Genomic DNA, 23,343 nt, shown 5'->3' with positions numbered 1-23,343 from the left:
TAATTTCTGATAGAAGATAGAAGATAGAAGATAGAAGATAGAAGATAGAAGATAGAAGATAGCTTCAGAGTTGCTATTTAAGTTTTGTCTTAACTGGTCGATATAAAAAGGTAGTCGAATTATTTACTAAACCGACGTGCTGTCGATTATTGGATTGTTTACGATGAAAAAAATAATACTTATTGTCTTGGCGATCATTTTACTAGCAGGCATAGCTGGAGGCGTATACTATTATTTTTTTATGTTAGAACAAGATACAACGGCAACCAGCGTTGGACAAGTGCCGCTAGAAGTCGAACAAATACAGCAAACCGACAGTAAGATATTAGAACCACAAAATAATACTTATTTTGTCTCGAGCAATAAACTTAATGTTAGGTCTTATCCACGTTTAACTGCTTCTGTGCGGTATATTCTACGCAAAGGTAAACAAGTTACCGCGTTAGAAATTCAACAAAAATGGGTTAGGATTTCAGACTATCAAGTACACGATAGTGGACAAGATATTGCTGATTGGGTGCATATCGATTTTTTATCCTCTAAAAAACCGGTGATCACCGCTCAAGAAGTGAATAAAGCAATGCAAAAAATGCTGAATAAGTCGGATGATTTTATTGAATATGAAGATTCATTTATAAACGCGACTAAGCATTTGTTAGACGATGAGCGTTGTAATTATGAGGATTTTGAATTAATGAATGGCTGGCTTTTGTCGCGAACTTACACTGACGAGCCAGTCTATTTTGTATATTGTGGGGGAACAGAACAAAAAAATAAAGTGTATTTAAATGTTATGACTCAACAGATTTTCCAGCCTTAAATTCTTTAGCATTTTTCCCTTCGTCAATGAGCAAACCTGTTGCAATTAATAATGTCTGTTATAAATAGTTGGCATTCAAATACTCTAACGCATCTTCGTTGTTTCAGGCTAACCATAATTCGTTAGTATATTGTAAGTATAGTGTTAACAAGTATTTTGTTTTTATTCGATACGCTTTCCGTCGACCTTGTTCAAGGTATCGACTGCCTTGTAGATTTAGTGTCCGCATTTAGCTAAGATTCCATAGCAATATGTACTACAAATAAAAAATTAATGAACGAATTGATACTCAGTAACCTAATTTCTTTACACTAAGAAAATATTAAAAACAACAATACTATAGATATATATAATTGAAAATAATGAATTTTTTCAATTTATTTTGATTTTATCATATTGTTTGAAATTACACTTTTGTGTTTATTTGTAATATATTTAACAAAAATTTGATATAGATCTCATATTTTGTATTTGTAATACATTATGATTAACCTCGTCGGTTACTTATGAGATGTGTAGAATCCTATATCGCGACATTTCTAATTAACTCTCCATTGCGGAAAGTTATGATGATGGTAAAAAACGATAACTGTTACAAGTGTAAACTGCTCGTTAACGAATAAGTTCTGATATATACATTTCAATAAGTAGCTAATTATACGCAACAAGTAATAACTCTACGTTAGTTTTTCCTACGGTTAACGTATGAGTAGAGGTGAGTCCTCTTTTACGCCCATATTGATTACAGGCAATATGGGCGTCTTTTTATGTGAAAAATAAAGGTGTATAGATCGGTATGGTTGGACATTGTGATGTCTAGTCTGTAAGTAAGCTGAATTCTAAACTACCTGAACCTCTCATTCGTACACGTTTAGTGCCCAACGTCGTTAAACTAAGTCAACAGACCTTGTGAGCTATGTATCTAAAATATCAGTAGGAGTCATAAGTAGGCATTTATATTTTACCACTGCACGGTTATCGATTTGTTTATGCAGAGTTCAAGCTACAAAATAAAAAATAATGGCTCACTTATACCGCTTTAGACATATTGGGATATAGTATTACTATACTTTTATATAGCTAAAAATTGTTATGATATTTTCTTGTTTATAAATATGTTTATGCTGTGTTCCTTCTCATGAATAATTGATCTGCATCATAAAATAATATTAATTATAAGTATAAAAATAGAATTAATTTAACTAATGTATTGATTTTAATTGTTTATTTGTTATTTCGTTATCTAGATAGGATAATAGTTGCATTGTCAATTGTATTACTAATATATATAGAAATAAGGAGATCGCAATCACGCAATTAGCTTATTGTAGTACAATAAGTTTTACTGTCAGTTATAATAAAGCCTGAATTTAATACATAAGAAGGTTTACTTGATGGACTTGAATATTCTGATTGTAGGTATCTACTTTCTATTCCTAATGGCTATAGGTTGGATGTTCCGAACGTTTACTAGCACGACGAGTGACTATTTCCGTGGGGGCGGTAGTATGCTCTGGTGGATGGTTGGTGCAACAGCATTTATGACCCAGTTTAGTGCATGGACCTTTACCGGTGCGGCTGGTAAAGCGTATAACGATGGTTTCGCAGTAGCGGTAATCTTTTTAGCCAACGCGTTTGGTTATTTGATGAATTACCTATACTTCGCTCCGAAATTTCGTCAACTTCGAGTTGTTACGGTTATTGAAGCAATAAGAATGCGTTTTGGTAAAGTGAATGAGCAAGTATTTACTTGGTCAAGTATGCCAAACAGTATTGTTTCTGCTGGTGTATGGTTAAATGCACTTGCTATTATTGCATCTGGTATTTTCGGTTTCGACATGACAACAACTATTGTCGCAACAGGTCTTGTTGTATTAGTTATGTCTGTTACAGGTGGTTCATGGGCGGTAATCGCATCTGACTTTATGCAGATGGTTATTATCATGGCAGTAACCGTAACGTGTGCTGTTGTAGCGATTATTCAAGGTGGTGGTGTTGGCGAAATCGTTGCTAACTTCCCTGTTGATGAAGGTGCATCATTCGTTTCTGGTAATAACCTGAATTATGTTGGTATTTTCGGCATCTGGGCTGTATTTATCTTCCTAAAACAATTCAGTATTACTAACAATATGCTAAACGCATACCGTTATCTTGCTGCAAAAGACTCGAACAATGCTAAAAAAGCGGCGCTTCTTGCTTGTGTGCTAATGATTATGGGTCCATTAATTTGGTTTATGCCTAGTTGGTACATTGCTGGCCAAGGTGTTGATCTAGCTTCTGTATATCCTGAGCAAGGTAAAAAAGCAGCAGATTTCGCATACTTGTATTTTGTTGAGCAATATATGCCAGCAGGAATGGTCGGTCTTCTAATTGCTGCAATGTTTGCTGCGACTATGTCTTCAATGGACTCAGGCTTAAACCGTAACTCAGGTATTTTTGTTAAGAACTTCTACGAACCAATTCTACGTAAGAATGCGTCAGAAAAAGAACTAGTAGCGGTTTCTAAAGTGACTTCAACTGTTTTTGGTATCTTGATTATCCTAGTAGCATTGTTTATTAACTCGCTAAAAGGACTGAGCTTATTCGATACCATGATGTATGTAGGTGCGTTAATCGGGTTCCCAATGACTATTCCTGCATTCTGTGGTTTCTTTATTAAGAAAACACCTGATTGGGCTGGTTGGGGTACGCTAGTTGTTGGTGGTATCGTTTCTTATATTGTTGGTTTTGTTATCAATGCTGATATGGTTGAAGGTTGGTTTGGTCTTAATGAACTAACTAGCCGTGAATGGTCTGATATTAAAGTAGCGATTGGTCTTCTTAGTCATGTTGTCTTCACTGCTGGCTTCTTCATCGCGTCTACATTGTTCTACAAACCGTTACCAGAACATCGTCAGAAAGATGTTGATTTGTTCTTTAATAACTTAGCAACACCATTAGTGTCTGAATCAGATGAGCAAAAAGTACTAGATAATAAACAACGGCGTATGCTTGGTTCATTAATCGCTGTGGCTGGTGTTGGTATTATGGCTATGTTCCTTCTGCCAAACCCATTGTGGGGACGCTTCATCTTTGTACTTTGTGGTGCAATTGTATTAGGTGTTGGTTTACTGCTTGTTAAAGCGGTTGATGGAAAGATTGCAAGTAAATAAAGCAAAGAACAATTGACTAGCAAAAGTTAATTAACAGGCAACTTAGATTATCTTAATAATTTAAGTTGCTATAATAATAAAAAAGCCCTCACGTTAATCGTCGAGGGCTTTTTTTATGTGTTAAATCAAGTGCATCTTCTATTTTGTCCATGGTGCTTATACGGCTAAGTTGTTGAGTAGAAGAACTGAATATTATTACGGCTATAAATAGGTAACAATATTCATTTGCAAGCGCATTCCTTATATCAGTGGGCTAGATTATTATTGAGAAAGTCTACAGTTGCTTGATTCACAATATAAACTGTTGTCAGCCACGTTCAGGCGAACAGATTGATACTGGCAGAGTTAGGTTATTCAGAAAACAAAGTGAGGTGTGGATTTGTAGGAAAAATAGGTTTATATGCCGGTACCGCTTATATGCTAGAATAGATAGACATGAATATTTTGACGTAATTGATTGGAAGAGAGTATTTTTGCGTTGAATTGCCGCTTATTTTACTATCAAAAAGGCCGTTTATTTTCAGCTAGTAATAGGCTATTAGGAGGTCAAGTTAAATTGACCGCAATGTTGAATCAGCTAATAAGGCAGGCGATAGACCACCAGCATGCTAGTGCTAAGATGAACTACAAATAGAAAATGTATTAGTAATTGAGTCGGTAAAAAATTGATTATGAATAGGGTTTGCAAGGTTTATAGAAAGCTAGGTTTATAGAAAACAATGCTAATAGTAAGTAATGTTTATAGAAAGCCATATTTATAGTGAGTCATGTTTTTGTTTGTAATTATATGGGGCAATAAAAAAGGCTTCACTATGGAAGCCTCTTAAAACTAACTTTAATAACGATTAATAATTAGTTAACTTTTTTAACTGCATCAGCAACTAATACGCCAAGCTCGTCCCATTTACCTTGGTCAATTAAGCCCGTTGGAACCATCCAAGTACCGCCGCAAGCCAATACAGATGGAATAGACAAATACTCATCGATATTAGCAACACTTACACCACCAGTTGGCATAAACTTAACAGGGTAAACAGCGGTAAGTGCTTTAAGCATACCGGTGCCACCTGAAGGTTCAGCAGGGAAGAATTTAAGTGTACGTAAGCCCATCTCCATTGCTTGTTCTACTAGGCTAGGGTTGTTTACACCTGGAACAATAGGGATGTTTTTGTCTAAGCAATATTGTACTGTACGAGGATTAAAGCCAGGACTTACAATGAAATCCACTCCTGCTTCAATTGCTTCGTCAACCTGAGCATTGGTCAGGATTGTACCAGCGCCAATCAACATCTCAGGAAATTCTTTACGCATTAATTTGATAGCTTCTACAGCACATTCTGTTCTGAACGTGATCTCAGCACAAGGCATGCCGTTCTCTACCAATACGCGGCCTAGTGGAATAGCGTCTTCTGCTTTATTAATCGCAATAACAGGAATTACTTTAAGTGCTGCAAGTTGTTCGTTTAACGTTGTCATTATTGTTTCACCTAATCGTCTAGATCTATAGAGGGCATAGCATTACGTGGAATTATTGCTCCTGGATGTTGAATCACTGCGCCAGCCATTTTATGAGCTGCACTTGCTGATTTTATCGCAGAACCACCAGTAAAACGTTTTGCTAAATAACCACCACTGAATGAATCGCCAGCAGCTGTTGTATCGACCACATTGGTTACTTTCGTTGCGGCAACATAATTTGCATTGCCACCTTCAATAACCAAACACTCTTTACTGCCGCGTTTAATGACGATTTCAGATACGCCTGCTTTGGTTGTTCTTTCAATGCAAGTATCTAAATGTTCATCGCCATATAAGTCTTGTTCATCATCAAATGTTAGAAGGGCAATATCTGTCTTTTCTAGCATTTTCATATAATTTTCTAATGCGACTTGTTGGCTTGCCCATAATTTTGGACGATAGTTATTATCAAATATAACTTTGCCGCCTTTTAGGCGATAGCTGTCCAAAAAGTCGAACATAACCTCACGACCAGAATCAGTCAAAATAGCGAGTGTGATACCGCTCAAATAAATTCCATCATAAGCGTAGAGCTTTTCAAGTAATTTACTTGACTCTGGTTGATCGAATACATATTTAGCCGCCGCGTCATTTCTCCAATAATGGAAATAACGTTCACCGGTTTCATCAGTTTCGATGTAATACAGGCCAGGTTGTTTGTCGTCGACTTGAAGTATCAAGCTCGTGTCGATGCCTTCTGATTTCCACTGCTCAAGCATGTCTTGGCTAAAAGGGTCGGTACCAAGAGCGGTAACGTAACTTACGTTAATAGCATGATTTTGAGTCAGACGAGTCAAATACATGGCTGTATTCAAAGTGTCGCCACCAAATGCTCTTTTTAACAGGCTATCTTGCTGCTGTTGCAGCTCGACCATGCACTCGCCAAGGACTGCAATGTTATGCGTTGCCATAACTATACCTTATTTAATGTTTAAAAAGTCAGCACGTAGAGGGGAGAACATGTCTAATAGAATACTATTGTCTTCTAACGCTACTGCGCCATGAACAAAGTTTTTAGGTGCGATATATGCGTCGCCTGCTTTTAGTACACATTTCTTGCCATTCACTTCTGCTTCGAAGCTACCAGCAACAACGTAACCAATCTGGTCATGAATATCGTGAGCGTGTGGTGCACCAACTGCTCCTTTATCGAAATTCAAATGTACCGCCATTAAGTCATCAGTATAACCGACAATCTTACGTTTTATACCACCACCAAGTTCTTCCCACTCGTTGTCAGAATTTACAAAAAAAGGGTTCATACTGATATCTCCTAAAAATTATTACCAATTACACTTTAACTATTACCAATATAATACGATGGAAAAGGCTTATTGTCATACAATATAGTTCAATATTTGTGAGGTTAATCAAAAATATATTATAATGTTATTATTTAACAATAAGTTAAATATAATGCAGTGCATAAAATATTGGGCCTATGCCATATTTAGGTCAATTAAGATCAGAATTTAGGGCAAATTAGTGTGATTTAGCTCGTTTTTTTGTAAGTATATTGAGACTTTTAAGCAATATTGTATTACTTTATGTTGTGTGAAAATTCAAATTGAAGGCGTTTCTGTATAAAAATGAACCAATCTTTCATTTTTTTTATCAGCAAACCGAAATAATTAGAGGTTTATTTAATAATGAATGCGATTACCCAGCCAATACTGCTTGATGAAGCAGACATTGCAGAATTAAGAAAGGAAGTGGGTCGCGATAGCTTAATGGGAAAAACCATTTCTGCACATATCGCTGAATTAGAAGAATTTATGAAGCTTGGTCATGATGTACCAGGGCATGGTGAAGCGGGCGGTTATGAACACAACCGCCATAAACAGAACTACATGTATATGAATGTAGCTGGTCGCTTGTTTCTTATCACTCAAGATGAGAAATATGCTCGTTTTGTTACTGAGCTTCTAGAAATATACGCAGACAAATACCTAACATTTGATTTTCATGTACAAAAAAACACCAATCCAACTGGTCGGTTATTTCATCAGATTTTGAATGAACATGTTTGGCTTTTATATACCAGCTTAGCTTTTTCTTGTGTGTCATCTACCATGAGTGAACAGCAGCGTGAGCGTATTGTTGAGCGTGTTTTCGAGCCGATGCTAGAGATGTTTACTGTTAAATATGCGCACGATTTCGACCGTATACATAATCACGGTATCTGGGCCGTAGCCGCAGTAGGTATTTGTGGTTTAGCGGTAGGTAAACCGGAGTACTTGCATAAATCGGTATATGGCTTAGCGAATAATAGTACTGGTGGGTTTTTAGCACAAATCTCCCAACTGTTTTCACCGTCAGGTTACTACATTGAAGGACCATATTATCACCGTTATGCGATTCGTCCGACCTGTGTATTTGCAGAAGTATTACATCGTCATATGCCAGAAATCGACATTTTCAAATATAAAGACGGCGTAATTGGCAACACAGTGCAAGCGCTATTGTCAACGGCTTATCCAAATGGTGACTTCCCAGCTCTTAACGACGCTTCACGTACCATGGGCATTACCGACATGGGCGTTCAAGTTGCGGTTAGCCAATATGCTAAGTATTACGGTTTAGATAGTAATCTGATTGGGATGGCAAAAATTCAAGATCGAGTATGGATGCACCCATGTGGACTTGAATTGTCTCGTGCACTAGAAAAAGCAGAGCAACAAGAAACAGTTGGTATGCCTTTCTGGCCAAGTGTGGAATTGAATGAAGGCCCAGACGGTGACAAAGGAGCTCAAGGTTTTATCCGTATGCAGGATAAAAACAAAGATGTGTTTCAGTTGGTTATGAATTACGGCCAACACGGTATGGGACACGGACACTTTGATACGCTTGGAATTACCTATTTCAACCGTGGTCAAGAAGTGTTGCGCGAATATGGCTTTGGTCGCTGGGTTAACGTTGAACCGAAATTCGGTGGCCGTTATTTAGATGAAAACAAGTCGTTCGCTCGTCAAACTATCGCGCACAATGCGGTAACAGTTGATGAAACCTGTCAAAATTATTTTAATGTCGACCGTGCAGATGCGGTTCATGGGGTTGGACAATTTTTTAGTGTCGATTCTGAACAGCTAAAAGGTATGAGTGCATTTGCAAACGATCATTATGATGATACTGAAATGCAACGCAGTGTTTTCATGTTACAAACCGAAGAATTAGAAGCACCTTTGCTCATTGATCTCTACCGAATCAAAGCGGAAGGTATACATCAGTATGATTATTCTCATCAATATGATGGTCAAATTGTACGTACCAATTTTGAGTACCAGACTTCTGATGAGATTGACACCGTTGGTGATGATTATGGTTATGAGCATTTATGGCAAATAGCGAAAGGTGAAAGTAAGGGTTCTACTCTCGTAAGCTGGCTGCAAGGTAAGTCTTATTACACGTGGCTTGGTACCAGCTCAAATGAGCAAGATGAAGTTATTTTCGCTCGTTCAGGTGCGAATGATCCGAGTTTCAACCTTAGAAGTGTGCCAAGTTTCATTCTTCGTTCTAAAGGTGAATCAACTTTATTTGCGTCAGTGCTAGAAACTCACGGCTATTTCAACGAAGAGTTTGAACATTCAGTGAATGCTCGAGGTGAAGTACAAAGTATTCACGTGCTTGGTTTTAATCAACAAGGTTCTGTTATTGAGATTTTAACCGCTAAAACAAAAATTACATTGATGGTCAGCAATCAACAAGGCGTTAGTGCAGAGACCGAAAACAGTGTCGTGATTAAAGACAAAACATACAGCTGGGTAGGGCAATACGCTGTTGAGAAGGAGACAGTATAAATGAGTTATCAACCATTAATTCTTAGCCACGAAGAAGCCGCTGAGCTCAGCAAAGATCTTGGTAAAGAGACACTTCTAGGTAAGGCTTTATCGCGTGATATCGCTCAAGTTGATTCCTATATGGAGCAAGTTGGAATCGAAGTTCCTGGTCATGGTGAAGCGGGCGGTTACGAGCATAACCGTCACAAGCAAAACTATATCCATATGGATATTGCTGGACGCCTATTTTTGATCACGAAAGATGAGAAATATCGCGATTACATCGTTAATATGCTGATTTCTTATGCAGAAGTTTACCCAACATTAGAAAGTAATGTGAGTCGTGATACTAACCCTCCTGGCCGTTTGTTTCACCAAACATTGAACGAAAACATGTGGATGCTATATGCCTCATGTGCTTACAGTTGTGTTTACCATACGTTAACAGAAGAGAACAAGCGTCATATTGAAGATAACTTGCTTAAGCAGATGATCAATATGTTTGTTGTTACTTATGCGCATGATTTTGATATTGTCCATAACCACGGTTTATGGGCAGTAGCTGCTGTTGGTATTTGCGGCTATGCAATTAATGATCAAGAGTCGGTTGATAAAGCATTATATGGCCTAAAACTGGACAAAGTAAGTGGCGGTTTCCTTGCTCAACTTGACCAGCTGTTTTCTCCAGATGGTTATTATATGGAAGGCCCGTATTATCATCGTTTTTCCCTAAGACCAATTTATCTGTTTGCCGAAGCAATAGAACGTCGTCAGCCAGAGCTAGATATTTATCATTTTAATGATTCAATTATTAAAACTACCACTTATTCAGTTATGTCGACAGCTTTCCCTGATGGTACGTTGCCCGCTTTGAATGATTCATCTAAGACAATCAGTATTAATGATGAAGGAGTGATCATTGCGACAAGTGTATGTTTCCAGCGTTATGAACAGAGTGAAACATTGCTAAGCATGGCCAACCACCAACAAGATGTTTGGGTTCATGCTTCTGGTCAACTGTTGTCTAATGCGGTTGCCACTTCATCTGATATAAAACCATTTAGTTGGGGGAGTTTGTTCCTAACGGATGGCCCTAAAGGGGATAAAGGTGGAGTGACTATTCTTCGTCATCGTGATGAAAAAGATGATGATACGATGGCGTTATTGTGGTTTGGTCAACACGGTAGTGATCACCAATATCACGCTGCATTAGATCATGGCCACTATGACGGTTTGCATTTAAGTGTGTTTAACCGTGGTCAAGAAGTATTCAATGACTATGGTTATGGTCGTTGGGTGAATGTTGAGCCTAAGTTTGGTGGTCGTTATATTCCGGAAAATAAATCGTACTGTAAGCAAACTGTCGCTCACAATACGGTAGTGGTGGACCAGAAAACACAAAACAACTTTGATACAGCAACAGCCGAATCACGCTTTGGACAAAAGCATTTCTTTGTAACGGATGATGAGTCGCTACAAGGTATGAGTGGTACTATTTCGCAGTACTATGATGGCGTAGATATGCAACGTTCTATCGTACTTGCAGAATTACCAGAGTTTGAAAAACCGCTGGTTATTGATGTTTATCGAATCGTAGCAGATAAACCACACCAGTATGATTTGCCAGTACATTTTAATGGTCAAGTTATGTGTACTAATTTCGAATATAATGTTGAACCAACGCTTAAGCCACTTGGTAAAGATAATGGTTATCAACATATGTGGAATTTGGGCAAAGGTAGTACAGAAAATGGTTCGTTGGTTACTTGGTTACAAGGCAGTAGTTACTATTCTTTAGTCAGTTCTGGTGGAGAAGGAGCGGAAGTCATTTTTGCTCGTACTGGCGCTAACGATGTCGACTTTAACTTACGTAACGAACCAGCATTGATTCAACGTCAAACTGGACAAAATCATGTGTTTGCTTCTGTACTAGAAACACACGGCTATTTTAATGAATCTATTGAAGCTTCTATAGGAGCGCGTGGATTAGTTGAAGCAGTTGAAGTTGTTGGTCATAACGACCAAGCAACGGTTGTGCGTATAAAAACAGTGAGTGGTAAAAATTACTGCTGTGCAATATCGAACCTGTCAGAGGACAAGCAACAAGGTCAACATAGTGTTGAGTTTGCTGGTGAAACATTCAATTGGACGGGTTCATTCGCTATACTGTAATTCTAGTGTTTATATATCAATATAATAAATAGCTGTAAAAGCCGAACATATTATGTTCGGCTTTTTTATTTATCTAAATTTATGCCAGCCCAAACAGCAGTGGAAGTAAGTTATGGTTGTCTGAAAAACGATAAGAGCGATTAAGGTAATGCTGCCGTAATGGTTAGCTATAATGATGAGGCATAACTGTTGGTTATAGATGTTAGGCGTAGTAGTAAAGGAAGCTATGTAATGTGAGCCAGAATGAACAAAGGCAGTCTTAAATATTAGTAGATGAGCGGACAGGATAAAACGAGAATTAGTAGAGTTTACGTTGGCAGATTGAATAAAACCCGAATACAAATAAACTGCATTCGGGTTCTATTTATTAGTAAAAGCTAGACAGATTTATTGCTCTTGTTCAGCTTTTTGTTTCTTTTTTAGTCTCATGGTCGAGTATACAGAAAATACTGCAAGCGCTATAAATGCTAGAGCGATAGGTCGTTCGTACAAGAATGACCAACTTCCTTCATACATTAATAGAGACTTTCTTAGGTTAGTTTCTGCCATAGGACCAAGAATAATAGCGAGCAATATTGGTGATGATGGTATGTCTAGTTTATTCAAAATAAAGCCCAACAAACCAAAGCTAATTGCAATGCCGATATCAAACATAGAGTTGTTAATCGCGTAAGCACCAACGATAGATAAGAAAATAATGATTGGTATCATCAACATTTTTGGTACTTCGATAATTCGACAGAAGAAACGAATACCAAGTAACCCCACTAGAAGCATCACGATATTTGCTACCAACATTGAACTAAAAATACCATAAACGATCTCAGGGTTTTGGCTAAATAGTAATGGACCAGGAGTTAAACCTTGAACAATTAATGCACCTAAAAGCACTGCAGCTACTGCGTCGCCAGGTACACCAAGAGTAAGCAAAGGAACCAAAGAACCACCGGTTACCCCATTATTACCCGCTTCTGCAGCTGCTAAACCTCGTACCGAACCTTTACCAAACTCTGAAGGGTTTTTAGATGAACGTTTGGCTTCGTTATAACAGACAAAGGCAGAAATATCGGCACCGGCACCAGGTACTGAACCAATGGTTGTACCAAGTAAACCACTCTTTATCGCGGTAGGGGCCATATCCTTTATATCTTGCTTACTTAGTAACTTATGGCTGAATTTCGGTGGTTTAACATGCGCTTCGCTTAACAGTTTTTCTAATTGATTAAGTGCTTCAGAAATAGCGAACAAACCAATTAATACCGGAATTACGTTAATTCCGCTGTACAGATCCATCACGTCAAACGTAAAGCGAGGAACGCTACTAATTGGATCTAAGCCGACAGTAGAAATAAGCAATCCAATCGTACCTGCAAGTAAGCCTTTAAGGATATTTTGACCAGAAACACTGGCAATAATCGTTAAACCAAATAATGCCAATGCAAAATATTCTGGTGCATTAAATCTAAGGGCAAATTTAGCCAGCATAGGGGCAATTGCAATAAGTACGATAGTACTTAACAAACCACCAATGAACGAGGCAACCGCGGAGATACTAAGAGCTCTTGCTGCTTCACCGCGAACGGCCATGGTGTGGCCATCTAACACGGTAGCCGCAGAAGCGGGTGTCCCTGGCGTTTTTAGAAGTATGGCCGCTATTGAACCGCCGTAAATTCCACCAATATATACACCAATTAGCATTACAAGAGCTGCGGTTGGTTCCATGCCGAATGTAAACGGTAAGAGGATGGCAACCCCCATAGTGGCAGTTAAACCAGGTAGTGCTCCTAAAATAACACCGCCTAAAACACCAAAAATAAGTACGGGTAAAACACCAGGACTGAAGGCTGTTAGCAGCCCATTTAACAAATGTTCAATCATGAGATATTCCTAGTAGAACAAAGAGCCTTCAGGCAAAACAATAACGAAGACTGTACCGAAAAGATAATAAATACTGAATACAAAACCGACAGCAATTAAATAATAGAGTGGCTTTTTAACTTTAAAATAAATCAGATAGGCAATAAAAGCAGTTAAGCTCGCAATTAAATAACCAACAAAACTCATCAATACCGCATAAGAGACTAGAAACCCGAGACCAAAAATAGACAGTTTGGAAAACATTGGATTAGAGCCTTGAGAATCTGTACTTGATTGAGCTTTCATTTTATGTTGGAAAATCAATGCTAAACAAAGAATGATCTGACCGATAACAATAACTCGAGGAAAGAATTTGGCATCAACGCTAGCTTCTTGGTACATCGGTTCATCGAAATGGCCGATAACGTAAAATGCGACAGCACTTAAAAGAATAACAATGGACGGGAAAATGACGTTTCTATCTAACATAGAATCCATCCTTACAATAATTGAGCAAAAGAAAAGGGGCTAAAAGGTTAGCCCCAAATTGATTTTATTTGATTAGTGAACCAAGAGATTGAGTATCTTCTTTAACAAACTGCGTGAACTCTTCTGCGTTCATGTTATGGATAGTCATTGCGCCTTTTTCCATGAACTCTTTGAATTCTGCTGAAGCCATGGCTTCATCAAATGCGTTACCTAGAGTTTCGATAACTTCAGCTGGAGTGCCTTTAGGAGCACCAATACCACGCCATGTACCAGTAGTAACATCGACACCTTGTTCTTTCAGTGTTGCTACGTCTGGGATGTACGAAATACGCTCATTAGACATAACACCGAGTGCTTTTAGTTGACCAGAACGAAGTTGAGAAATCGCTTCACCTGGTGTAACCATAGTTACGTCAGTGTGGCCACCAAGTAGAGCAGGGATAGCTTCTGAAGCACCATTGTATGGAATTGCGTTAAGCTTAATTCCTTCGTGCTTTTCTAATGCCATCAAGTAGAAGTTAGGTTTTGCTGTAGAAGCAAATTTTACCTTACCTGGTGCTTTTTTAGCTTCTGCAATCAGATCGTTAATGGTGTTGTAAGGACTGTCTGCCGAAACAAGAACGACAGCAGGATCTAAGTTAACCATACGAATAAGTTCAAAGTCATCAGCAGTATGTCGCATCAGACCCATCTGAGGAAGAGAAGCAATTTCACGTGTAACAACAGTTAAAGTGTAGCCATCCGGTTTTTGTTGAGCGCCAAAGCTCATACCCACAGCGCCTGCACCACCAGTACGGTTCATGACGGCAATGTTTTTGCCTAAAATATCTTTAGCACTATTTGCAATAGTACGGCCAACCGCATCAGTACCACCACCGGCACCAAATGGAACGATAAGGCGAATGTTTTTACTTGGGTAATCAGCTGCAGTAACAGATACTGAAGCTAAGATTCCAGCAGCGATCATCAAGGATTTAAGTAGTTTGCTCATGTATTAGACCTTTTTTTCGTTATTTCGACAGGTTTGAGTAGGGTTTTCTATCTTTGTTGTTTGGTATTCATGCATTGCAAGTTGTTCGAACGCGACTGCGACCCAACCACTGACTAACATGTCATACCATTGCTGAACTCCGCTACATCCGACAACAATGTTTCCATAGACAAAAGAACCAAAAAATAGAACGTCGTCATCGTTAAGCGAAGAAGGGTGTAAAAACTGGTTTTGGATATTGGCATTACTATCACGCCATGCTTGTTTGGCTTTTTGGCGTGCAAGTTTATCAAATTGAATTGTCCATGACTCTGGCGAACCAAATGACGCTTCATGCAGAATCGCGTCTTCAAATGATTTGCCATCCCAAGGTTTGACTCGTGGGTCCATAATGACAATATGTAACTCTTTGCGGTTCGTGCGTTCAAAAAGCTTTTCAATAGATGGTGCAACTAAATCTACAGCATCAATTGCAATTTCTTTATGGCTTTTCACAACAATAATCCTTAGTTATCTAACTCGATTAAACTGACTATATTGTATTATTATATACCGTACAAAAAGAAAGTTAGTCCAATGTTAGTCCCGTCACATTGTGAATTTTAATATATGACGACGATCAATTTTATAAGGCTATATGGCTTGAATATACGAACTAAAGTCTCACTTTTAAAAAAACAGGTATTGACAAATATATCAATTCTGAAAGAGCTATTTGTATTAGTTTTAATAATAGGAGAAATAAACATTAGCAGGAGAGATCAAGCTTAAATATGTGATCTTGGATTGAATTCTAGGATTACAATTTGATTATTTTTGTGTATATCTGTCTTTCTCACTGATTTAGGTATATTGGAATTACTCACGTTTTTGAAATAAGGAATGGGCATTGAAAACAATAGGTCTAATTGGCGGGATGTCGTGGGAATCGACGGCAAGTTATTATTCGGCTATTAATCAAGCAGTCAAAGATAAGCTAGGAGGCTTGCACTCTGCTAAATTGGTGATGGTGAGTGTCGATTTTGCTGAAATAGAAGCTTTGCAACACAATGGCGAATGGGATAAAACAGCCGACATTTTATCTAAGGCTGCGCAATCTTTACAGCTGGCAGGTGCCGATTTTTTCCTTATTTGTACTAACACAATGCATAAAGTTGCAAAGGAAGTTCAAGCGACGGTTTCCATCCCTCTATTACATATTGCAGATGCTACCGCCAACAAGCTTGTTGCTAATGGAATAGATCACGTAGGGCTAATAGGAACTCGTTTTACTATGGAAGAGTGTTTTTATAAATCAAGGTTGACGGACAATTTTTCAATTAAGGTTATTATACCTGGATTGAAGCAAAGAAATATAATACATGATGTTATTTATAATGAACTCTGCTTAGGTGTTATTAATGAACATTCTAAGTCGGCTTATATAGACATAATAAACAGTCTACATTTGAGTGGAGCTCAAGCCGTGATATTAGGTTGCACAGAAATAGCGTTGTTAGTAAGACAACAAGATACCAATATTACTTTATATGATACAACGATGATACATGCACAAGCTGCAGTGGATATGGCGTTATCAGATAAAAAAACCGAGCATTAAGCTCGGTTTAAGTAACAAAAATTATTTAAAGGATATTAAATAATTAAGCAAGTACTTCTTTGGCTGTGTTAACTACGTTGTCTACAGTAAAACCAAACATCTTAAACAGTTCACCTGCTGGTGCTGATTCACCGAAGCTATTCATACCAATAACACGACCATCAAAGCCTACGTATTTGTACCAGTAATCAGCAATACCTGCTTCGACTGCAACACGTGCTCTTACGTCAGATGGCAATACCGATTCACGGTAAGCGGCATCTTGCTTATCAAACACATCCGTTGCCGGCATAGAAACAACGCGGACTTTTTTACCTTCTGCACTCAATTGCGCCGCGGCTTCTACCGCTAATTCAACTTCTGAGCCAGTCGCAATTAAGATAAGCTCTGGTTGGCCATCACAGTCAACTAAAACATAACCACCTTTCGCGATAGCCGCGACTTGAGCGTCTGTTCGGGCTTGCTGTGCAAGATTTTGACGAGAGAAAATAAGCGAGGTTGGGCCATCTTTACGTTCAATCGCAAATTTCCACGCTACCGCCGATTCCACTTGGTCACATGGACGCCACGTGCTCATATTTGGTGTTAAACGAAGTGAAGAGACTTGCTCTACTGGTTGGTGGGTTGGACCATCTTCACCTAAACCAATTGAATCGTGGGTATACACTTGAATGTTTTGTACTTTCATTAATGCAGCCATGCGCAATGCATTACGAGCGTATTCCATAAACATAAGGAAGGTCGCGCCGTAAGGAACAAACCCACCGTGTAGAGCTAAACCATTCATAATGGCGGTCATACCAAATTCGCGAACACCGTAATGAATATAGTTACCCGATGCATCGTCTGCTGATACAGATTTAGAACCAGACCACATGGTTAAGTTAGAAGGAGCAAGGTCAGCCGAGCCACCCATAAACTCAGGCAACATAGTACCAAACGCTTCTAGCGCATTTTGCGACGCTTTACGTGAGGCAATATTGGCAGGATTAGCTTGTAAATCAGCAATGATTTGCGTGGTTTTTTGTTGCCATTCAGCAGGTAATTCACCGTTTATACGACGGGTATATTCTGCTGCAAGCTCTGGAAACTCGCTCGCGTACGCTGAAAATTTCTTATTCCATGCCGCTTCTTTTGCTAAACCCGCTTCTTTTGCATCCCACTGAGTATAAATATCTGCAGGGATCTCGAAAGGCCCATGCTTCCAGCCTAGAGCTTCACGAGTGGCCGTGATTTCATCGGCACCTAAAGGTGCGCCATGACAATCATGCGTTCCCGCTTTATTTGGCGAGCCAAAACCAATCACAGTTTTAGTACAAATCAGGGTTGGTTTGCCTGTTTCCGCTTTTGCTACTTCAATGGCTGCATTGATTGCCACAGGATCATGACCATCTACGGCAGGAATAACATGCCAACCATACGCTTCAAAACGCTTAGGTGTATCGTCGGAGAACCAACCTTCTACTTCACCATCAATAGAAATGCCATTGTCATCCCAAAAAGCAATCAGTTTACCCAGCCCTAATGTGCCAGCTAATGAACACGCTTCGTGAGAAATGCCTTCCATTAAACAACCGTCACCCATAAACACATAAGTATTATGGTCAACAATCTGATGTTCAGGTTTATTAAACTGCGCGGCCAAAGCTTTTTCAGCCAACGCCATACCAACACCGTTAGTGATGCCTTGACCTAAAGGTCCAGTCGTGGTTTCGATGCCAGGTGCATAACCATATTCTGGGTGGCCCGGCGTTTTCGAATGTAATTGACGGAAGTTTTTCAAATCATCAATAGACAAGTCATAACCTGTCAAATGAAGCAGAGAATAAATCAGCATAGAGCCGTGACCGTTAGAAAGCACAAAACGGTCACGATCTGCCCACTGTGGATTCTGTGGGTTATGGTTTAAATGACCACGCCAAAGTACTTCAGCGATGTCAGCCATCCCCATTGGTGCGCCTGGGTGACCTGAGTTGGCTTGTTGTACGCCGTCCATGCTAAGCGCGCGAATTGCGTTTGCTAGCTCTTGCTGAGAAGGTTGTTGAGATTGCATTGTTCTAATTCCAAATATTTAAAAAGATAGGGTTCTATTTTATCGCCTGGATAAAAATGGTGCCCCTTATATAGAAGGAGCACTTTGAAATAGTGGTGAAGACTAAAGCTTCTCAGCTATCATCTGTTCTAGCTTACCTTGGTCAACTGCAAAGTTGCGTATACCTTCAGCCAGTTTTTCAACTGCCATTGGATCTTGGTTATGTTCCCATAAGAACTCGGCTTTTGTCATACGGTCAGGACGAGTGTTAACATTGGTTACTTCAACCAGTTTTTCTACTACTTCGCCTTGTGCGTCTTCAAGTTCTTGCAGTAGTTGTGGAGCAATCGTTAAACGGTCGCAACCGGCAATTTCTAGAATTTCACCAATATTACGGAAGCTTGCACCCATAACAACCGTGTCGTAGCCATATTCTTTGTAGTAGTTATAGATTTTTGTTACCGACAGAACGCCTGGATCTTCTTGGGCTTCAAAATCACGACCTTCTTTCGCTTTGTACCAGTCCATGATGCGACCGACAAAAGGAGAGATAAGGAAAGCACCAGCTTCAGCACACGCACGAGCTTGGGCAAAAGAAAATAGTAGGGTTAGGTTACAGTTAATGCCTTCTTTTTCAAGAATTTCTGCAGCACAGATTCCTTCCCACGTAGAAGCTAGTTTGATTAGGATACGATCATTTGTGATGCCTGCATCGTTATACATTTTAACTAACTGACGGGCTTTCGCTACGCTTCCTTCGGTATCATAAGATAGGCGTGCATCAACTTCTGTAGATATACGGCCCGGAATAGTAGTAAGGATCTCTTTACCAATATTGACGGCTAGTTGGTCACATGTATCTTGAATTTGTTGGTTTTTGTCAGTGCTTTGAGATTTAGCGTATTTTATTGCATCTTCAATAAGAGGTGCATATTGTGGAATTTGAGCGGCTTTTAGAATAAGAGACGGGTTAGTTGTTGCGTCTTCTGGTTTGTATTTACGAATCGCTTCAATATCACCTGTATCGGCAACGACAGTGGTTATTTTGCGAAGTTGTTCTAGTTTGTTACTCATATCCATCATCCTATTCTGTAAGGCAAAACATGGTTAATTACTGTGTGGTTAACCATAAGTGTCATAATTAAAATATTGTTCTTTTCAACTGTAAACAATGCCCCGTGAACATTTGGAGTATTGCTGAGGAATTGATGAGTCCAAATTAGCTGATTTATATCGAAAGTCAATTAGTTCGTTGGATAAAAAGTGCTATTAATCAATTTTTAGTCCGGTTTTTATGATATAAACGTTTTCCTATCGATTAAAAGCAACATTTTCCATTTAGATTCGGTTGATTTTTCATTGAGCATTTGTAACCTACCTTATCATTTGTAATGCAGTTTGTTATTTGTAATGATGATGTGGCTCAACGTGGTCATTGAACATGGAACGAAAATATTTAATGAGGGCAAGATGAAATATGAACAGTAAAAATCAACAGACAGTCGACAAAGAAACGGATCTTCTTACTGAAATATCAATTGCTTATTATCAAGATGGCGCAACACAAGAAGAAATATCAAGAAAATACGGGATTTCGCGTGCGAAAGTAGGACGAATGTTAAAGCAAGCTCGCGATGAAGGGATTGTTGAAATTACCGTCAAATATCACCCCGTATTTAGTGCTAAAATTGAACAGCGTTTAATGGAAAGGTTTGGTGTGCAAAGAGCGTTGATCGCATTAGATCAAGCTAATGAAGAGGCTCAGCGGACTCAAGTGGCAGGTCTTGTCTCAAACTATCTGTCTAATACCTTAAAAGATGGGATGGTCGTGACAGTAGGACAGGGGAGAAATGTGTCTGCTGTGGCCCATCATGTTGGTGTAATAACACCAAGAGATTGCAAATTTGTCTGTGGTATTGGCGGTATTCATCCTAGAGGTGGTATGTATAATGCCGATCATATTTGTCGACAATTGGCAAAAAAATATGGTGGAACCTCAGAAACATTGTATGCGCCAGCTTATGCGGAGACCAGAGAGCAAAAAGTAGCGTTTATGGAAAATAGTACAGTAAAGCAAACGCTGGATCTTGCACGTAAGGCTGATGTCTCTTTAGTGGGTATTGGCGATATGAGCGAAAACAATTATATGGTGGATTTGGGATGGTTTACCACTGACGAAGTTGTTCAAGCAAGGCTACAGCAGGGAGTTGTTGGAGACTTTGCTGGATATGATTTTTTTGATATTCAAGGCAGAACAGCGAATACAGTAATGAGCGATAGAGTAATAGGTTTGAGTATGCAAGAATTTAAACCTATTGCCGAAGTTATTGCTATTGCAGCGGAAAACAGTAAGCCTTTGGCACTATTAGGTGCTTTACGTACTGGGGTAGTGGATGTTATCGCAACAAGTGTGAGTAATGCTCTAACGGTTTTGAACCTAGATGAACAATTGAAATAATTTAACTAACCTTAAAAATCGGTATTGGTGCTTTGCTGCCGATTTTGTTTCCAAATTTCGAGTTGTATCCATGCGTTTTGTAACTCAAGCAATTCTTCATCGGTTAAAAGTGACGTACTTGGCTGTCCACTTAGCCCGAAGGAAAAGGAGAAAATTTGTGATTGAAAATATTTTTTCAACTGAGAAGTTTTAAGTTCCGTCACTGCGCCACTCAATATATTGTGTATTAATCATTATTAAGGTATAGCATGCCATTAAAAAAATCTAATGCAATATAAAATTACATTTCGCACTCATTTTAGCCTTTATTAGTTGTTTTTTGACTTTTTAAAATTTACATATAAAGCTCAACTATTCTAGTTGCATATTGGGCAGCTAGGGTTTTTGTTTATTTTCATCTCTCTCCAGCTCAAGTTTAAGGCGTCAAATATCATTAATTTCCCTTTTTTATATTGACCGTAGTTAGACAACAATTTAATCGCTTCTAATGCTTGCATATTACCTATGATACCAACAACAGGCGACATGACTCCGGCTTCTACACAACTAAGAGTAGTGTTACCAAACAAAGTACTTAAACATTCATAGCAAGGTTCGTCATCTTGATAGGTAAAAACGGATAGTTGTCCTTCCATACGAATAGCTGCCCCTGAGACCAAAGGGGTTTTTAATTGTTGGCAAAGACGATTCAGTTGATTTCTTGTTTCTATATTATCAGTCGCATCTAAAACAATATCGTGTTTGTTTAGTAACGCTAAAAGATCATCATCATTCAGTTGTTTTACTACGGTATTGACTACTAAGTATGGATTAAGCTTAACTAGGCTTTCAGCGGCGGACACAACTTTTAATTTACCGATATCGGCGTCAGTATGCAGAACTTGTCTTTGTAGGTTAGAGAGCTCAACGGTGTCGAAATCAACCAGAGTGATTCGTCCAACCCCCGCTGCCGCAAGATATTGACTCGATGCACAGCCTAATCCTCCGGCACCAACGATTAAGACTGACGCTTGTTTTAACGCCTCTTGTCCTTCGAAATCAAAATTTTTCAGGATAATTTGCCGATTGTAACGCAGCATTTCTTGGTCGGATAGAATTTCCATTGATTGATTCCTAAACTTTAACAGACAAATAGCCTGAGCCATATAAAACAGCGGCATTCTGTCAAAAAGACGCTGCCGCTTATGTCACTATTGATTAATGTTAAGTATGGTTAAATATTAATATTGAGTATGGTTAAAAGGTTGAATTTGTACCGTGTCGCCAATATCTACTCGTCCTCGATCATGCTCTAAAATTACGAAGCAATTTGCGACGCTCATTGACGTAAATGCGCCCGAACTTTGATTACCGGCGCTAACCACTTCAAACTTGCCATCTTTTACAGTGTAAACTCCCCGTTGATAATCCGTTCGTCCAGGCTTTTTATTGAACGCAGATTTTGTCGTTGCAGGGATGTTTTGTGGTGGAGCCCAGTTAGATTCTGCTGACAGTTTTGCTAGCATAGGCTGCACTAAAACATAAGTGGTAAGAGCTGCGGAAACAGGGTTGCCTGGTAAACCACAGAACCAAGCATCGTTTAGTCGGCCAAAAGCAAAAGGTTTACCCGGTTTTATGGCTATTTTCCAGAAGCTTACCGAACCTAGTTGCTCAAGTATGTCTTTGGTGTAGTCGGCTTCACCCACACTGACACCACCAGATGTTATGACCACGTCAGCTATCTGTTGGGCGTGATTAAATGTGTCGCGCAACTTTTCTGGAACATCAGGAATTATCCCTAAATCAATTCCTTCACAGCCAAATTTTTCCAGTAATATTTTTAAACCATAACGATTACTATCGTATATCTGACCTTGTTTAAGTTCTTCACCTAACGGAATTAATTCATCTCCCGTTGAGAAGAAAGCAACTTTTGGTTTATCGAAAACGGTTAGATGACTGATACCTAAAGACGCAATCATTGGGATATCTCTAGGGGTCAATCTTGAACCTTTGGCTAATACAATATCACCACGTTTAATGTCGTCACCAATAGGGCGGATGTTATTGCCAGCTTTGATATCGATATTATTGAATTCAATACCATTATCAGTTACCACGGTATCCTCTTGCATAACAACCGCATCGCAACCTTGTGGTATCTTCGCTCCTGTCATTATGCGAATACACGTTCCAGTAGGCCAATTCCCTTCAAAAGGTTGTCCTGCAAAAGATTTACCAGCCAGTTGAAGTATGTTTGTCGCCACTAAATCATTGCGTTTTATTGCGTATCCATCCATTGCCGAATTATCAAAAGGCGGAACGTTAATAGGGGATAGAATATCTTCTGCCAAAACAAAACCAACGGTATTTTCTAATGCTAGTTGCTGAGTTGTCTTTATTTCCGTAACACTCGAGAGCATTTGCTCGATCGCATCATCAATTGGCATTAGACCGGGGGCGTCACAACATCCCATAGTAAATCCTTATTATCAGTAG

At 39.0% G+C, this 23,343-nt stretch carries 18 protein-coding genes; 6 read left to right on the top strand and 12 right to left on the bottom strand.

Going from position 1 to position 23,343, the window contains the following annotated elements:
• Positions 1-163: 163 nt before the first annotated feature.
• Positions 164-820 carry a hypothetical protein gene (locus ACLKML_RS01795; RefSeq protein ID WP_413283382.1) on the top strand — a complete coding sequence of 219 codons (657 nt, stop codon included), beginning with the start codon at positions 164-166 and terminating at the stop codon, positions 818-820.
• Positions 821-2,214: 1,394 nt separating this feature from the next.
• Entirely contained in the window at positions 2,215-3,972 is a 1,758-nt protein-coding gene (locus ACLKML_RS01790; protein ID WP_413283381.1) for a sodium:solute symporter family transporter, read from the top strand.
• A gap of 852 nt (positions 3,973-4,824) precedes the next feature.
• On the opposite strand, the gene ACLKML_RS01785 is transcribed toward ACLKML_RS01790, so the two are convergent.
• Genes ACLKML_RS01785 through ACLKML_RS01775 form a run of 3 tightly spaced genes read right to left on the bottom strand, consistent with a single transcriptional unit; the run spans position 4,825 to position 6,752 of the window.
• Positions 4,825-5,448, bottom strand: coding sequence for a bifunctional 4-hydroxy-2-oxoglutarate aldolase/2-dehydro-3-deoxy-phosphogluconate aldolase (locus tag ACLKML_RS01785; protein ID WP_413283380.1), 624 nt, complete (start codon positions 5,446-5,448; stop codon positions 4,825-4,827).
• An 11-nt stretch (positions 5,449-5,459) separates the two neighbouring features.
• Positions 5,460-6,401, bottom strand: coding sequence for a sugar kinase (locus ACLKML_RS01780; protein WP_413283379.1), 942 nt, complete (start codon positions 6,399-6,401; stop codon positions 5,460-5,462).
• 9 nt (positions 6,402-6,410) lie between these two features.
• Positions 6,411-6,752 carry a cupin domain-containing protein gene (locus ACLKML_RS01775; protein ID WP_413283378.1) on the bottom strand — a complete coding sequence of 114 codons (342 nt, stop codon included), beginning with the start codon at positions 6,750-6,752 and terminating at the stop codon, positions 6,411-6,413.
• A 387-nt stretch (positions 6,753-7,139) separates the two neighbouring features.
• Between ACLKML_RS01775 and ACLKML_RS01770 the strand changes: the two genes are divergently transcribed.
• Both ACLKML_RS01770 and ACLKML_RS01765 read left to right on the top strand, forming a co-directional pair.
• Positions 7,140-9,287, top strand: a complete 2,148-nt coding sequence (locus ACLKML_RS01770; protein ID WP_413283377.1) for a heparinase II/III family protein — start codon at positions 7,140-7,142, stop codon at positions 9,285-9,287.
• Complete coding sequence (locus tag ACLKML_RS01765; protein ID WP_413283376.1) at positions 9,288-11,438, top strand: heparinase II/III family protein; 2,151 nt, start codon at positions 9,288-9,290, stop codon at positions 11,436-11,438.
• Between the two features lie 387 nt (positions 11,439-11,825).
• Here ACLKML_RS01765 and ACLKML_RS01760 read toward each other — a convergent pair whose 3' ends face one another.
• From ACLKML_RS01760 to ACLKML_RS01745, 4 genes are all read right to left on the bottom strand, one after another.
• Positions 11,826-13,316, bottom strand: coding sequence for a tripartite tricarboxylate transporter permease (locus ACLKML_RS01760; RefSeq protein WP_413283375.1), 1,491 nt, complete (start codon positions 13,314-13,316; stop codon positions 11,826-11,828).
• A gap of 9 nt (positions 13,317-13,325) precedes the next feature.
• Positions 13,326-13,784 carry a tripartite tricarboxylate transporter TctB family protein gene (locus ACLKML_RS01755; RefSeq protein WP_413283374.1) on the bottom strand — a complete coding sequence of 153 codons (459 nt, stop codon included), beginning with the start codon at positions 13,782-13,784 and terminating at the stop codon, positions 13,326-13,328.
• Positions 13,785-13,848: 64 nt separating this feature from the next.
• Positions 13,849-14,775, bottom strand: a complete 927-nt coding sequence (locus ACLKML_RS01750) for a tripartite tricarboxylate transporter substrate binding protein (protein ID WP_413283373.1) — start codon at positions 14,773-14,775, stop codon at positions 13,849-13,851.
• A gap of 3 nt (positions 14,776-14,778) precedes the next feature.
• Positions 14,779-15,270 (bottom strand): hypothetical protein, encoded by a 492-nt coding sequence (locus ACLKML_RS01745; protein ID WP_413283372.1) that lies wholly within the window; start codon positions 15,268-15,270, stop codon positions 14,779-14,781.
• A 394-nt stretch (positions 15,271-15,664) separates the two neighbouring features.
• On the opposite strand from ACLKML_RS01745, the gene ACLKML_RS01740 reads away from it, so the two are divergent.
• On the top strand, positions 15,665-16,375 hold the full coding sequence (locus ACLKML_RS01740; RefSeq protein WP_413283371.1) for an aspartate/glutamate racemase family protein: 711 nt from the start codon (positions 15,665-15,667) through the stop codon (positions 16,373-16,375).
• A gap of 43 nt (positions 16,376-16,418) precedes the next feature.
• Here the strand turns inward: ACLKML_RS01740 and tkt are convergent, their stop codons facing one another.
• Together tkt and tal are read right to left on the bottom strand one after the other, a co-directional pair.
• A complete protein-coding gene (gene tkt / locus ACLKML_RS01735; RefSeq protein ID WP_413283370.1) occupies positions 16,419-18,428 on the bottom strand; it encodes a transketolase in 2,010 nt (669 codons plus the stop codon).
• A gap of 102 nt (positions 18,429-18,530) precedes the next feature.
• On the bottom strand, positions 18,531-19,481 hold the full coding sequence (gene tal, locus ACLKML_RS01730; protein ID WP_413283369.1) for a transaldolase: 951 nt from the start codon (positions 19,479-19,481) through the stop codon (positions 18,531-18,533).
• Positions 19,482-19,884: 403 nt separating this feature from the next.
• Here tal and ACLKML_RS01725 point away from each other — a divergent pair, with 403 nt between their 5' ends.
• Positions 19,885-20,865 carry a sugar-binding transcriptional regulator gene (locus tag ACLKML_RS01725; RefSeq protein ID WP_413283368.1) on the top strand — a complete coding sequence of 327 codons (981 nt, stop codon included), beginning with the start codon at positions 19,885-19,887 and terminating at the stop codon, positions 20,863-20,865.
• Between the two features lie 11 nt (positions 20,866-20,876).
• Here ACLKML_RS01725 and ACLKML_RS01720 read toward each other — a convergent pair whose 3' ends face one another.
• The 3 genes from ACLKML_RS01720 to moeA form a co-directional block, all read right to left on the bottom strand.
• Positions 20,877-21,068 (bottom strand): hypothetical protein, encoded by a 192-nt coding sequence (locus ACLKML_RS01720; protein ID WP_413283367.1) that lies wholly within the window; start codon positions 21,066-21,068, stop codon positions 20,877-20,879.
• A gap of 153 nt (positions 21,069-21,221) precedes the next feature.
• Complete coding sequence (gene moeB / locus ACLKML_RS01715; RefSeq protein WP_413283366.1) at positions 21,222-21,968, bottom strand: molybdopterin-synthase adenylyltransferase MoeB; 747 nt, start codon at positions 21,966-21,968, stop codon at positions 21,222-21,224.
• A 117-nt stretch (positions 21,969-22,085) separates the two neighbouring features.
• A complete protein-coding gene (moeA, locus tag ACLKML_RS01710; protein WP_413283365.1) occupies positions 22,086-23,321 on the bottom strand; it encodes a molybdopterin molybdotransferase MoeA in 1,236 nt (411 codons plus the stop codon).
• Positions 23,322-23,343 lie beyond the last annotated feature (22 nt).

The organism is Vibrio sp. MA40-2 (genome assembly GCF_047302445.1).
GTDB lineage: Bacteria > Pseudomonadota > Gammaproteobacteria > Enterobacterales > Vibrionaceae > Vibrio.
The sequence above is the reverse complement of the archived record's forward strand: the minus strand, read 5'-3'. Positions and strand labels throughout refer to the sequence as shown.

Bases quoted from the DNA above. Each gene is read 5' to 3' on its own strand.
- ACLKML_RS01795 (WP_413283382.1), top strand. From the start codon at position 164: ATGAAAAAAATAATACTTATTGTCTTGGCGATCATTTTACTAGCAGGC.
- ACLKML_RS01790 (WP_413283381.1), top strand. From the start codon at position 2,215: ATGGACTTGAATATTCTGATTGTAGGTATCTACTTTCTATTCCTAATG.
- ACLKML_RS01785 (WP_413283380.1), bottom strand. From the start codon at position 5,448: ATGACAACGTTAAACGAACAACTTGCAGCACTTAAAGTAATTCCTGTT.
- ACLKML_RS01780 (WP_413283379.1), bottom strand. From the start codon at position 6,401: ATGGCAACGCATAACATTGCAGTCCTTGGCGAGTGCATGGTCGAGCTG.
- ACLKML_RS01775 (WP_413283378.1), bottom strand. From the start codon at position 6,752: ATGAACCCTTTTTTTGTAAATTCTGACAACGAGTGGGAAGAACTTGGT.
- ACLKML_RS01770 (WP_413283377.1), top strand. From the start codon at position 7,140: ATGAATGCGATTACCCAGCCAATACTGCTTGATGAAGCAGACATTGCA.
- ACLKML_RS01765 (WP_413283376.1), top strand. From the start codon at position 9,288: ATGAGTTATCAACCATTAATTCTTAGCCACGAAGAAGCCGCTGAGCTC.
- ACLKML_RS01760 (WP_413283375.1), bottom strand. From the start codon at position 13,316: ATGATTGAACATTTGTTAAATGGGCTGCTAACAGCCTTCAGTCCTGGT.
- ACLKML_RS01755 (WP_413283374.1), bottom strand. From the start codon at position 13,784: ATGTTAGATAGAAACGTCATTTTCCCGTCCATTGTTATTCTTTTAAGT.
- ACLKML_RS01750 (WP_413283373.1), bottom strand. From the start codon at position 14,775: ATGAGCAAACTACTTAAATCCTTGATGATCGCTGCTGGAATCTTAGCT.
- tkt (WP_413283370.1), bottom strand. From the start codon at position 18,428: ATGCAATCTCAACAACCTTCTCAGCAAGAGCTAGCAAACGCAATTCGC.
- tal (WP_413283369.1), bottom strand. From the start codon at position 19,481: ATGAGTAACAAACTAGAACAACTTCGCAAAATAACCACTGTCGTTGCC.
- ACLKML_RS01725 (WP_413283368.1), top strand. From the start codon at position 19,885: ATGAACAGTAAAAATCAACAGACAGTCGACAAAGAAACGGATCTTCTT.
- moeB (WP_413283366.1), bottom strand. From the start codon at position 21,968: ATGGAAATTCTATCCGACCAAGAAATGCTGCGTTACAATCGGCAAATT.
- moeA (WP_413283365.1), bottom strand. From the start codon at position 23,321: ATGGGATGTTGTGACGCCCCCGGTCTAATGCCAATTGATGATGCGATC.